Annotated in this window: 13 protein-coding genes; 3 read left to right on the top strand and 10 right to left on the bottom strand. The window is 67.8% G+C overall.

Annotated elements, in window-relative coordinates:
- Positions 1–29 precede the first annotated feature (29 nt).
- Positions 30–431 carry a hypothetical protein gene (locus tag U5914_RS12890; RefSeq protein WP_336136179.1) on the top strand — a complete coding sequence of 134 codons (402 nt, stop codon included), beginning with the start codon at positions 30–32 and terminating at the stop codon, positions 429–431.
- Here U5914_RS12890 and U5914_RS12885 read toward each other — a convergent pair.
- The 4 genes from U5914_RS12885 to U5914_RS12870 form a co-directional block, all read right to left on the bottom strand.
- Positions 428–1,699 carry a DUF7405 family protein gene (locus tag U5914_RS12885; RefSeq protein WP_336136178.1) on the bottom strand — a complete coding sequence of 424 codons (1,272 nt, stop codon included), beginning with the start codon at positions 1,697–1,699 and terminating at the stop codon, positions 428–430. The genes U5914_RS12890 and U5914_RS12885 overlap by 4 nt on opposite strands.
- 78 nt (positions 1,700–1,777) lie before the next feature.
- The gene (locus tag U5914_RS12880; protein WP_336136177.1) at positions 1,778–2,530 is read right to left on the bottom strand and encodes a DUF7001 family protein; all 753 of its coding nucleotides are present in this window, start codon (positions 2,528–2,530) and stop codon (positions 1,778–1,780) included.
- A gap of 230 nt (positions 2,531–2,760) precedes the next feature.
- Positions 2,761–3,693: a sulfide-dependent adenosine diphosphate thiazole synthase gene (locus tag U5914_RS12875; RefSeq protein WP_336136176.1), complete on the bottom strand. Its 933-nt coding sequence runs from the start codon at positions 3,691–3,693 to the stop codon at positions 2,761–2,763.
- A gap of 76 nt (positions 3,694–3,769) precedes the next feature.
- The gene (locus U5914_RS12870) at positions 3,770–4,246 is read right to left on the bottom strand and encodes a metal-dependent hydrolase (protein ID WP_336136175.1); all 477 of its coding nucleotides are present in this window, start codon (positions 4,244–4,246) and stop codon (positions 3,770–3,772) included.
- A 96-nt stretch (positions 4,247–4,342) separates the two neighbouring features.
- On the opposite strand from U5914_RS12870, the gene U5914_RS12865 reads away from it, so the two are divergent.
- Positions 4,343–4,639: a DUF5789 family protein gene (locus U5914_RS12865; protein WP_336136174.1), complete on the top strand. Its 297-nt coding sequence runs from the start codon at positions 4,343–4,345 to the stop codon at positions 4,637–4,639.
- Positions 4,640–4,698: 59 nt separating this feature from the next.
- Here the strand turns inward: U5914_RS12865 and U5914_RS12860 are convergent, their stop codons facing one another.
- The 4 genes from U5914_RS12860 to U5914_RS12845 form a co-directional block, all read right to left on the bottom strand.
- Positions 4,699–6,135 carry an HPP family protein gene (locus U5914_RS12860; protein ID WP_336136173.1) on the bottom strand — a complete coding sequence of 479 codons (1,437 nt, stop codon included), beginning with the start codon at positions 6,133–6,135 and terminating at the stop codon, positions 4,699–4,701.
- Between the two features lie 62 nt (positions 6,136–6,197).
- Entirely contained in the window at positions 6,198–6,341 is a 144-nt protein-coding gene (locus tag U5914_RS12855; RefSeq protein WP_336136172.1) for a hypothetical protein, read from the bottom strand.
- A 45-nt stretch (positions 6,342–6,386) separates the two neighbouring features.
- Positions 6,387–7,373, bottom strand: a complete 987-nt coding sequence (locus U5914_RS12850) for an aminopeptidase (protein WP_336136171.1) — start codon at positions 7,371–7,373, stop codon at positions 6,387–6,389.
- A 45-nt stretch (positions 7,374–7,418) separates the two neighbouring features.
- Positions 7,419–8,963 carry a fatty acid--CoA ligase gene (locus U5914_RS12845; protein WP_418766762.1) on the bottom strand — a complete coding sequence of 515 codons (1,545 nt, stop codon included), beginning with the start codon at positions 8,961–8,963 and terminating at the stop codon, positions 7,419–7,421.
- Between the two features lie 83 nt (positions 8,964–9,046).
- Between U5914_RS12845 and U5914_RS12840 the strand changes: the two genes are divergently transcribed.
- A complete protein-coding gene (locus tag U5914_RS12840) occupies positions 9,047–10,063 on the top strand; it encodes a type II glyceraldehyde-3-phosphate dehydrogenase (protein ID WP_336136169.1) in 1,017 nt (338 codons plus the stop codon).
- 479 nt (positions 10,064–10,542) lie between these two features.
- Here the strand turns inward: U5914_RS12840 and U5914_RS12835 are convergent, their stop codons facing one another.
- Entirely contained in the window at positions 10,543–11,175 is a 633-nt protein-coding gene (locus U5914_RS12835) for a MaoC family dehydratase (RefSeq protein ID WP_336136168.1), read from the bottom strand.
- A gap of 37 nt (positions 11,176–11,212) precedes the next feature.
- Positions 11,213–12,220: an AIR synthase family protein gene (locus U5914_RS12830; protein ID WP_336136167.1), complete on the bottom strand. Its 1,008-nt coding sequence runs from the start codon at positions 12,218–12,220 to the stop codon at positions 11,213–11,215.
- Between the last annotated feature and the right edge of the window lie 37 nt (positions 12,221–12,257).

The following is a 12,257-nucleotide window of genomic DNA, read 5'->3' as shown; positions in this document are numbered from 1 at the left end:
GTTTTCGGCCGCGCGGTCCATCGAACGGTATGCAACGACGCGTGCTCGCCGGCGCGGCGGCGACGTGGTCCGTCTTCGTCGGTGCCGCCGTCGCCGATTTCTTCCTCGACGGCGAGTTCGCGCCAGTCGTCTTTCTGTCCGGCCTCGCCGGGGGATTGGTCGCGGGCCTGCTGTCGAAAACCTCGGGTCACGTCGGCGCGGGCGTGCGTGCCGGCGGGTACGGCGCCGCGGTGGGCTTTCTCGCCTTCCTCGTGGTCGGCGTCGTGCAGTCGGCCGTCAGCGGCGACCTCGGCGTGCTTCTGCTCGGCTTCCGGACGCTGCTTATCGCGTTGCTTCTGGTGCCGGTGCAGGCGCTGTTGGGCGCGATGATGGCGCCGCTGGGTGTTCGGATTCGAGGCGCCCTGGGCCGCGAGACGGCGTTTCTCGACTAGACGCTGCCGTCCGGTCGCGGGAGCGCGCGCTGTTCGCGCGACGGGACGAGGAAGTTCCCGCGGTCCTTGACGAAGATGTACCGGAGGATGCCGTTGTTGACCCGCTGGCGGATGGCGGGCGTCTCGCTGACGACGTCGGCGGCGTTCATCGCCTCGCGGATCTCCTCGAAGGTGGAGATTTCCTGCTGGAGGCTCGGGAAGTGGAGGCTGGCGACGCCGGAGTCGGTGGATTCGACGTGGCGGCGGACCGTGCGGATGTTGCCCTCCTCGTCGCGGTTGGCCGCGGCCATCTTCTGGGCGTGGCCGATGGCGCCGTGGTCGTTGGCTTCCTCGATGAGGTTCTCGAAGTCCTCGGGAACGACGCCGCTGTCGTCGCCGACGTTGGCGCCGACGCCCTCGATGTCGCCAACCTTCCGGGTGCTGAACAGCTTCTTGACCATGCTGTCGTGGTCGTTGTCGCCGTACCAGCGGTCGAGGCGCTGCTGGAGCGTGACGACGTGTTTCGTGGTCCCGCCGGCGAAGGGGCCGTCGTCGATGGTGACGTACGCCTCGGTGGCCTGATTGCCCCGAAAACCGGCGTTGAATCCCATGAACAGTTTGGCCGCCTCGGGCACGTCGGCGTCTTCGGGGATGCCGTCGACCTCGTCGGCGCGCTCGGCGGGCATCCCCTCGCCGATGAAGCCGGTCCGGCGGTCCTCGACGGTGCCGGGGAAGGCGACGGCCTCGATGCCGTTTGCGGTCTCGCCGTCGCCGAAGAGCGCCTCCTCGGCCTCCAGTACCACGTCGGCGCGGTCCGAGGCGAGATGCAGCAGCGCGTCCTGCGTGTGGAAGTCGGGGTCCTCGAAATCCGAGAGTCGGCGGGGCGCCGGGAGGTCGACACTCTCGGGCGTGGTCCCGTAGCGCTCGAAGTAGGCCGGCGTGTAGCCGACCGAGTACAGCAGGCCGGCCGACGAGCGCTCGTAGGCGCGGTCGAGAAGCGACAGCGCGTCCTCGACTCGCTGTCGGGTCTCGTCGCTCGGTTCGCCCGACTCGTCGAGGTCGACGTAGAGGAACGTGTGGTGACGCGGCAGGACGGGATTGCCGTGCTCGTCGGTGGCCATCGACTCCCGCCACGCGTGCTGGCGGGCGGGAAGCGTCGAGGGGTCGTCGACGCCCTCGGGGACCGGTTCGTCGGTCATATCGAGGCAGGCCGAAAGCCCCGCGGTGCCGCCGACGGCGACGGCGGCCTTCAGGAACCGGCGGCGGGTCGGTGTGTACCGACGTGTCATTGGCCGGCCGTAGGGTGCCGAGGAGAATGTGGGTTTTGGTCCGCGCGTCGAATCGAAGCGACACGTCGCGCCCCCGATTTAGCCGTACCGTGTGGCGTGGGCCTCACAGAACGCCGGTTCCTCCAGTTGTGCCGCGAGCAGTTCGGGCTGGCGGTGGGCATTATAAAGGCGACAGCCGGAGTCCTCGCAGAAGGCCTCGCCGGTGTCGAGATAGTGGTAGGCCGCCAGCAGGTACCCCTTGAGGGCGTCGGTCGTCCGGGGGTCGTCGGCGACGAGGAAGTCGCCCTCGACCTCGTTTTCGAGGACCTCCCGCGGGGGCGTCCCACCGGACAGCAACGCGTGTTCCTGCTTGGCCTTATAATAGGCCTCGGGCTTGGCTGGCGCCTCGTAGAGGCCGGGCACCGAGACGATGGCCGGTTGGCCGAGGACGGCCACGCGCTTGTGCCAGCGGCCGTCGTGGTCGCCCCACGTGCCGACGACGCGGTCCAGCAGGACGACGTGGAGGTGGTCGAGCGGGCAGTTCAGCCGTTTTCGGAGGGCGTCCTGCACCGCCAGCCCGTCGTAGATGACGCCGCCGGCCCGCTCGGGCGATTCGAGGGCGCGTTCCTCGTAGCGGAGGATGCCGGTCATCGCGTTGCCCGTCTCGCGCTCGTAGGGTGAGACGACGCGGGCCTCGGCGAACTCCCGTGCTAGCGCTTCGTCGCCGATGTAGTCCAGTAGTCGGTCTTCGACGGCTACCTCAGCGTCGATACGCCGTGCTAACCACTCGCCGAGTTCGTCGGCGTCGGCTTCCGTCGCCGGTGCGCGATAGAGCGTGATTCGGTCGGGCATAGGGCAGTCGACTTATAAGCGGAGCATCCGCCGAGTGGGGCCTTCGAAGAAGGTCCCCGAGGCGGTTCCCGCTGGCGAGGCGCGGAGCGCCGAGCCAGCGTAGCGCGCACGGACTGAGAGCGCCCGGAGGGCGCTCGAAGGAGTACGCGCGCATATTTTCCCCACGTTTTTGCCGAGAACCGGGGTCGCGCCCCTCGCGGGCGCGACCCGCGTTCTCGTGCAAAAAGTGGCTAGTCGTCCGCGGGTTCCGGACTCCGTGTCGTCAGTTCCACCTCGGGGGCGTCGACGTCGAGTTCGTCCAGCGCGACCTGTGCGGCGCGCTTGCCGGAAACGAGCATGGCGCCGAATGTGGGGCCCATGCGCGGGAGGCCGTAGGTGGTCGCGGTGGCCATGCCGGTGACGACGAGGCCGTCGTGGGCGAGTCCGGTGTGTTCGACGACGGCGTCCTCGCTTTCGCCGACCCACATGGAGTCGTGGCCCGGCGAGTCGTGGCCGGGGGCGCCGTAGGAGTCGTCGCCGGTGGCGTCCATGCCGGTGTTGTGTTCCTCGGCGTGTTCGATTCCGGGGGCGTCGAGGACGCCGCGCTCCTGGAGTTTGGAGACGGCGACGGCGTCGTGGCCCGTCGCGTCGATGACGAGGTCGGCCTCGACGGCGATGGGGTCGACACAGGTAATCTCTCGCGGCAGGGCGTGGACCGGCGTCCAGTTCATGACGATGCCGCCGACCTTGTGGTCCTCGCGGATGACGATGTCGGTAAACTCCGTCATGTTCTGCATCTTCGCGCCGGCGTCGCAGGCGGCCTTGATGAGGCCGGAACAGGCCTCGGGTCCGTTAGCGACGTAGAGCTCCTCGGTATCGCGGGATTCCTTGTAGTCGACGTCGAGGTCTTCGAGGACCTCCTGTGCGGGGTCGCGGACGGTGACCTTGTTCATCAGGAAGCCGCCGAGCCAGAAGCCGCCGCCGAGGTAGTTGTTCTTCTCGACGACCATCGTCTGGACGCCGCGCTCGGAGAGTTCCTTGGCGGCCATCAGCCCGGAGGGGCCGCCGCCGACGATGATGACGTCGGAATCGGAGAAGTCCATGAACTCCTCGGTCCATTCCTGACCGATTGCTCGCGTTACTTCGGCTTCGCCCGCGTTCGAGAACTGGCTGAATTCGCTCATACTACTAGGTGGTATCGACTGCGAATACTAAGCCGTTTGGGTCGACGGTGGGTACGTTCCAAGCGTCTATCGAGCCTCAGAGAAGCGCCAACACCTGCGCGAGCAGGGCGATTCCGGAACCGGCGCCGAACAGCGCGACGTTGGCGCGGGGGTTCGCGGCGGGTATCACGTCGAAGGAGTGGTGCCACCCCGAAAGCGGCGCGAAGGGCCGGACGCCCATCGGCGTGATGCTGTCGGCCAGCAGATGCGAGGAAAGGGAGACGGCGGTCGCGGTGGCGAGAACTGTCGCTAGCGACGACGTAGCGCCGAAACGTTCGCCGGCCGCGACCCCGAGGCCCGCCGCCAGCAGCGAACAGGCGGCGACGAACCAGACGGTATGGGTCGGCCCGCGGTGCGGAATCGACAGCAACTCGTCGATGTCGGGCAGCGACGAGAGACTCACGGCGACGGCCGTGCCGACGGCGGCGAGCATCGGGTCACCGTTCGCGGTCAGCAGGGCGGCGACGGGGCCGTAACAGCACAGCGCCGCGCCGACGTGGCCCAGTCGATGCATACCGGTAGTTCGGCCCGAGCGCTATCAATCCCTCGCGACCTCTACGCCCACGACTCGTTCGTAAGGATTAGGATGGGATGCCGCAAACACCGACGTATGAGCGACAACGGCGACGAGAAAGCAGAAGACGAAGGGCCCGCGGTCGAACTCGGCGAGGGCGAGGCCGTCGAGGGTGCGCCGCTGGCACGGGTCGCCTCCCGACTCCACTACGCCATCGAAAAGAGCGAAGTCGAGCGCCGCGAGGGCGACACCACGATTCGGACGTCCGACGGTCCCCGCGACCTCGGTGACGTCCTCGCGGAGTCCGACGAGGTCTACTTCGATACCCGCCAGTCCTTCGAGAAGGCCGTCCGCGAGGTCGTCGGGACGGGCCCGGTTCCGACCGGGGAGTAGCGCGGGTCGGAGCGAGCGGAATGAGCGAGCCCCGCGGCACAACGCGGGTCGGAGCGCCTCTACCGTCGGTCGACGATGGCGATGTCGGTATCGACGTCCGGCAGTTGCTCGAAGGTCGGCGGTGAGATGAGCCGGGAGGCCCGGCTTCGGTCGCGGCTCGACCCGATGATGATGAGGTCGTTCGTACGCTCGGCTCGGTGCAGGAACTGACCGAAGGGGGCGTTCACGACGCGGGTCTCGATTCTGCCGTTCGCGGTTTCGACGAGGTTCGCGAGCATCTCGTCGGCGGACCGGCGCTGCGTCTCGGAATCGATAGCGCGAGCGACGCTGACGCGGCCCTCCGAGCCAACTAGCCGGAGCGCGAAGTCGATCATCGCGTGGGCGGTGTCGCTCGCCCGTCGGACCGGCACCACGACCTGTCGCCACTCCGTCCGGCCGTCGTAGGTCTGGTGGACGAGCACGTCGACGTCGGCGTCCATGAGCCCAGTGATGAACGGGGCCAGCGTGTCGCCGTCGGTTTCGTAGGGAAGCGCCACTAGGTCGCAGTTCGTCTCGGCCGCAGTCTGCCGTATCGTCTCGCCGAGCGTCGGCCCCTCGGAGACGACCACGACCTGACAGGGTACGTCGAGGGTCGTCTCGATGCGGTCGCCCAGCGCCTCCAGTTCCGCGGCGACGGCGGCGGTCGCCGCGCCGGCTCTGGCCTCGTCGGAGGCGGTTCCGTCTCCCCCGTCGGTGGTGTCGCCGTCCTCGGTTACGTCCTCGCTGGCGATGTCGAGGAGGACGACCTTGCCGGCGTCGTGGGCGGCGGCGAGACGCGCGCCGAGCATCGCGGTGGCCTCCGGGTGCTCGCCGCGCATCGGGACGAGCACGCGGTCGTCGACCTTCGTCGACCGGTAGAGGTAGCGGGCGCGCCGCTCGTAGAAGTAGTTCCGCCAGACGGAGAAGACGACGGCGACGATACTCGAGGAGACGAAGACGCTGACGACGAAGGCGGTCTGTCGGCCGGGGTCGACGAGCAGGCCCAAAAGCGCCACCGCGAAGGCCGTCGCCTCCTCGATGTCGAGGGCCCACGTCAGCGCGCCCGTCAGGAAGACGGCGAAGGCCGCTCCCGGCGCGTCGACCTCGATGGCGCCCGGCGGCGCGGCCGGGTAGACGAGGTGGACGGCGACCAGTATCGCGGCCCACGAACAGAGCGCCCCCGCGGTCAGTCCCGCAACGAACCGGAACGGCGAGGCGTACTTGCTCTCGGGGTTCGAAAACAGGGCGTACGTCCCGGCCGCAAGCGGTGGGAACACGAAGAAGGACAGCGCGTCGAGGCGGTTCGAGAGGTAGGTCAAAAGCGCGACCAGCGTCGGCACGAAGACGAGCATCGAGACGTGGACGATGATGTTCGTCTCCTCGAGTCGGCGGAAGAACATGCGGACGGGCCGTCGGTGGCCGAAAAACGGGAGTCGGCGTAATCGCCGCCTGAACCGTTCGCGGAGCGACTCCAGCATACTCCACCGTCACCGCAGAGAGGCCTTAAACCCCCGGCGAACGCCCCTGTCGGCGGACCGCTCTAGTCGCCGAGCAAGCGCCGGAAGACGCCGCGCTCCGAGAGCGACTTATAAAGATAGGCGCAGGGAAGCGCTAGCGAGACGACGGACAGCAGCGCGAGGAACAGCGCTGGCCCGGTAAGCAGGTCGGCAAACGAGGCGAGCATCCTACTGGACGTCGGGCAGGGCGACCTCTTTCCCGTCTCGGGACGTCATCGCTCGACCTCCGGGAGGTCTACGACATCCCCGTCCGCGTAGACGGTCGGCTCCCGAAGCACGCCGTCCATGTGGATGGGGGCGTCGTTGTCGCCGCCGATGCCCGCGTCGTCGCCCAGCGCGATGTGGACGGTGCCGCCGGCCTTCTCGTCCAGTAGCGTGCTGCCGATGAGTTCGGTCACGCCGATGTTGGTGCCGATGCCGAGTTCGGCCATGTTGTAGGCGTTTTGCCCCACCTGCTCGGCGGCCTCCTCGACGTCCGCGCGGATGGCGTCGTCGGAGATGTCGGTGATGTAGCCGTCCTCGACCTCGAAGGTGACCGTCTGGTCCTCGTCGAGCAGGCCGTGGGGGCGGATGGTGCCGTCGACGACGTAGGTGCCGTCGGCGTTCTCGGGACTGACGAAGACCTCACCGGCCGGCAGGTTCGAGAAGTCGCCGTCCTCGTGGACGATGCCGGTGTCGTCGTTCCAAACGCGGTCGCCCAACTCGAAGGTGATGTCGGTGCCCTGCGGCGAGGTGACCCGCATCTCGTCGGCGCCCTCGACCTGTTCGAGCATGGCCTCGCATTCGGCGGCGATGTCGTCGTAATCGGCGTCGAGGCCGGTCGTGAATACCTCCTCGGTGATGCCGGGCAGCGTCGCGCCGCGGGCGCCGGCCTCCGTTGCGTCCGACCGCGCGCGGGTGTGGCTGAGGCTCTTGGAGGTGGGCGCGAGGAAGACGTCGGCGGACTTCAGCGCCGCGGCCACGGGCGCGGGCGGTTCGGCGCCGTGCTGTGGCCCCGGCGGATAGCGGACGATGACCGCCTCCTCGGTGGCTTCGAGGGCGGCGTCGTAGAGCGCCTCGCCGATGGGTTCGCGGCGGTCGTCGGTGACGACGACACAGGTCTCGTCGGACTGGACGTTCAGACATTGCCCGACGGCGGTTTCGGCGGCCGCGGCGACCGCTTCCGGGTCCTCGATATCGAACGGCTCGGAATCGCTCATATGCCGACCTGTGGCCGAGACGACGAAAAGCGTTGGCTTCGCGGATTACGACGAGTCCCGGAGCTTGAACTTCTGGACCTTCCCGCTGGGGTTCTTCGGGAGTTCCTCGACGAACTCGTACTCGCGTGGGCGCTTGAAGTCGGCGAGGTCGTCGCTGTCGCGGACGAACGCATCCAGCGTCTCGGCGTCCGTCTCGCCGACGACGTAGGCGACGACGCGCTCGCCCCACTCGGGGTCCGGTTCGCCGACGACCGCCGCCTCGACGACGTCCGGATGCGAAAAGAGGACGTCCTCGACCTCCGTCGGGTAGACGTTCTCACCGCCGGTGATTATCATGTCGTCCTTCCGGTCGACGACGTAGAGGTAGCCGTCCGCATCGAGATAGCCGAGGTCCCCGGAGTAGTACCACTCGACGCCGCCCTCCTCGCGGAGCGACTCGGCGGTCGCCTCCGGGCGGTTCCAGTACTCCCGCATCGTACACGGGCCGGCGAGCAGTATCTCGCCGATCTCCCCCTGTTCGACCTCCGCGTTCGGCGGCCCGTCGGGTTCGACGACCCGGAGGTCGTGGTTCAACGCCGGCTTGCCCGCCGACCCCTGTTTCGGGATCTGCTCGTCGGGGTGCTGGAACACGCCACAGGGGCCGATTTCGGTCATGCCGTAGGCCTGCAGGTAGTCGTCGCAGAACTGCTCCATGCAGGCGTCCAGCACCTCCTTCGGCATCGGCGAGGCGCCGTACAGCCCTAGCCGGAGCGAGGAGGTGTCGGCATCGACCTCCTCGGCGGCGTGGGCCAGCCCGTTCCACGCCGTCGGCGCGGCGAACATCACCGACACGTCGTGTCTCTCGATGTCCTGCAGGACGGCGACGGGGTCGAACTCGTGGTGGACGACGCTCTTTGCGCCCACCTGAATCCGGGGGAACAGCGCGGCGTGTAGCTCCGCGCAGTGATACAGCGGCAGCGCCGACAGCCCCACGTCGTCCTTCCGGAGGCCGCTTTCGGCGACGCAGATGAGATTGTGTTCGACCATGTCGCGGTGCTCGTGGACGACGCCCTTCGGTCGCCCCGTCGTCCCCGAGGTGTAGATGAACGCGTAGACGTCGTCCTCCTCGACGACGGTGTCGGGCGTCTCCGCCGGAGCAACCTCGATGATGGCGTCGAAATCGCGGGTGTCCTCGGGGGCGTCCTCCTCGATGTAGACGTACTCCTCGACGGTCTCGAGGTTCGGCCGGGCGTTCTCGACGGCCTCGCGGGTGTCGGACTCGTAGATGAGGACCGTCGATTCGGCGTCGTTGCAGATGAACTCGACCTCGCCGGCCGGCAGGCGGTAGTTCAGCGGGTTGAACACCGCGCCGAGTTTCGCACAGGCGAACACCGTACAGACGATCTCAGAGCCGTTGTACAGCATCGTCGAGACGCGGTCGCCCTTCTCGACGCCGAGGTCGGCGAGGGCGTTCGCCAGCCGGTCGGCACGCTCGTCGAGTTCCGCGAACGTGTAGCGGCGATCCCGCCGTGGATACACCAGCGCCTCCTTGTCGGGGTACTTCTCGGCTGTGAGCTCCAGCGTATCCGCTATCGTGGGATGCATACCCATCCCACATCGGCCGGGCAGTTAATCGTTCGGCCGCCAGCGACGCGGAGAGAAACCGTTATTCCCGTCGCAGTCGACCCTCCGATATGAGCATTCAGGTCGCGGTCAACGGCTACGGCACCATCGGCAAGCGGGTCGCCGACGCGGTCGAACTCCAGCCCGACATGGAGCTTATCGGCGTCGCCAAGACCAGCCCGAACCACGAGGCGGAACTCGCCGTCGAGAACGACTACCCCCTCTATGCCGCCATCGAGGAGCGCGTCGAACTCTTCGAGGAGGCGGGCATCGACCTCGCGGGCAGCGTCGAGGAACTGGTCGACGCCGCGGACATCGTCGTCGACGCCTGTCCGTCGGGCATCGGCGCCGAGAACAAGTCGATGTACGAGGAATACGACACGCCCGCCCTCTATCAGGGCGGCGAGGACGCCGACCTCGTCGACACCTCGTTCAACGCCCGGAGCAACTTCGAGGACGCCAGCGACGCCGACCACGTCCGCGTCGTCTCCTGTAACACGACCGGTCTCTCCCGACTGCTGGCGCCGCTGCAGGAGGAGTACGGCGTCGAGAAGGCTCGCGTCACCTTGGTCCGCCGTGGCGGCGACCCCCCACAGTCCGGCCGCGGCCCCATCAACGACATCCTGCCGAACCCCGTCTCCCTGCCCTCCCACCACGGCCCCGACGTCAACACCATCTTCCCGGACCTCGCCATCGACACGCTCGGCCTGAAGGTCCCGGCCACGCTGATGCACACCCACTCGGTCAACGTCACGCTCGAAGACGTCCCGAGCGAGGAGGAGGTCAAAGAGTTGCTCGGCTCCCAGAGCCGGACCTTCCTCGTCCCGCCGAAGTACGGCATCGACGGCGCCGGCAAGCTCAAGGAGTTCGCCATGGACCGCGGCCGCCCCCGCGCCGACATCTGGGAGAACTGCATCTGGGAGGAATCGGTCAGCATCGAGGACGACGACCTCTACCTGTTCCAGGCTATTCATCAGGAGTCGGACGTCGTCCCCGAGAACGTCGACGCGATTCGCGCGGTGCTCGGGACGGCGGATGCCGAGGAGTCCATCGAGCGCACGAACGAGACGATGGGCGTCGGGTTCTAGAGACGAGTCCTTCGACTGGTTTTGGCGTTTATTTATAAATAAAGCGTGACAGCTCTAGTGCTTCATTCATAAATGGAGCGTGGGAATCGCCCGGCTATAACCGTCCACGAAGCCCTCTGCCGGCTGGCGCTCACGGCTTCCTTCGTTCGCCGTTCGCGCTCCGAGGGTCTCGCTCCCTGTGGTCGCTCCGACCTTCGCGTGCGGTCGCTACGCGAGATATCCTCGCTCGCGTTGCTCGCTCGGATAGGGCCCGTTTAGCGACTCCCCTTCGGCGCCAGCCGACTTCGCCCTTCGATTCCACCAGGGGACCGCAACCGCACCACGCCACTAACCTCCCCAACCGACTCCCTCACGGCTCGCTTCGCTCGCCGCTCGGTCGTCCCTCGCGCGCTGGCTGGCCCGCCCCCCGCTCACTATCGTTCGCGGGGACGGCCAGCGCGCGCCTATTTATAAGACGAACTCGATAATCCCTGTACTGTTTATAAATCCTCGCGCGGTTGCCGTTCGATGACGCGCCCGTCGACGTCCTCGGGCTGTGTACCGACGCCGTCGGGCCAGCCGGTCGGTCGCGCTGCGGTCGGTTCGGCGGCCTCGCGCTTGAGGACCATCGGGGTCCGTTCCAGCGATAACACGAGTTCGTCGTCCTGATTGTAGGCCCGCAGTTCCGTGGTTACGATGCCGACGTGGTCGCGCGACTCGCTCTCGCGCTTCGAGAGGACCTCGCTTTCGGCGAAGATGGTGTCGCCGTGGAAGACCGGCGCGTGGTGGCGCACCCGGTCGTAGCCGAGGTTGGCGGTCGCGTTCGCGGAGATGTCGGTGACGCTCATCCCCACCGCCAAGGCGATGACGTAGAGGCCGTCGACGAGGCGCTCGCCGAACTCGGTTTCGGCGGCGTAGGCCTCGTTGAAGTGCATCGGATTGACGTTCATCGTCAGGTTCGTCAGCCAGACGTTGTCCGTCTCGGTGACCGTCCGGCCGTAGGGGTGTTTATAAACGTCCCCAACCTGAAAGTCCTCGAAGTAGCGGCCCTGCCAGCCGGCGACGAGGCGGCGCTGTTCGGCATCCGATGCGTCGTGGTCGGCAAGGGGTGTGTCGTCAGCGTCGTCGCTCATGTCCCCTACTGACGAGCGAATCGGGCAAAAAGACCACTCACGAGTCCAGCAGTCGCTCGTAGACCGGCCACCCGGAATCGCCCTCCGGTGGGTCGGTCGGGTCGCCATCGACGAGGACGCCCGCCCCCGCTTCGACCGACCCGACGTGGGCGACGGGCGTCCCTCGGTCTTCCAGTGCCGACAGCACGGCGTCGGTCTCGGCGGGGTCGACGGCGATGACGAGCGTCCCGGCCGTCGAGGCCCGCCACGGGTCCATCGACAGCGCCTCGCTCAACGGCTCGACGCCCGGCCGCATCGGCACGGCGTCGCCGTCGACGGTCAGGCGGACGCCCGCGCTCTCGGCGACCTCGTGGAGCGCACCGAGCAGGCCGCCCTCGGTGGCGTCGTGCATCGCGGTGACGTTGCCGGCGGCCGCGGCGGTGAGGGCGTCCCTGACGGTACCGGTCTCGTCGAGGCGCTTTCGGGCGGTTGCGAGGGTCTCCTCCGGCAGGTCGATTTTGTCACCGAACAGCGTCGCGAACAGCCCAGTGACCTCGACGGCCGGGCCTTTCGTCACGAGCAGGTCGTCGCCGGGGCGGGCGCCGTCCGGGCGGACGATGTCGTCGCGGTCGCCGACGCCCATCGCCGTCGCCGCACCGACCCATGGGAACGAACACCCCTCGTAGCGGGCGGTGTGGCCGGTGACGATGGAGACACCCAGGTCGCGGCATTCGGCGTCGATGGCGCCCCAGATGCGGCTGAACTCCTCGTCGGTGATTTCGGGCGGCAGCGAGAAGGAGATGGTGAGATGCGAGGGCGGAATCCCCGAGACGGCGACGTCGGAGAGGACGATTCCGACCGCGAACTCCCCGGCCCGCTCGAAGCCGAGTTCGGGGAGGATAGAGATGGGGTCGGTCGCCGTCACGACGGCGCTGTCGTCGATTTCGACGACGCCGAAATCGACGCCGTGGGTCGGTCCCAAGGCGACGTCCTCGCGGTCGGCGCCGAGACGGGTGGCGATGTGGTCCTCGAAGAAGGCCCGCGATATCTTCCCGGTCCGTGGCATGGGTGGTGGTCGGCCGGCGACGGCTTGGGCGTGTCGC

The organism is Natronomonas amylolytica (assembly GCF_037031205.1).
Taxonomy (GTDB): Archaea; Halobacteriota; Halobacteria; order Halobacteriales; family Haloarculaceae; genus Natronomonas; species Natronomonas amylolytica.
This window is presented reverse-complemented; position numbering and strand designations above follow the sequence as displayed.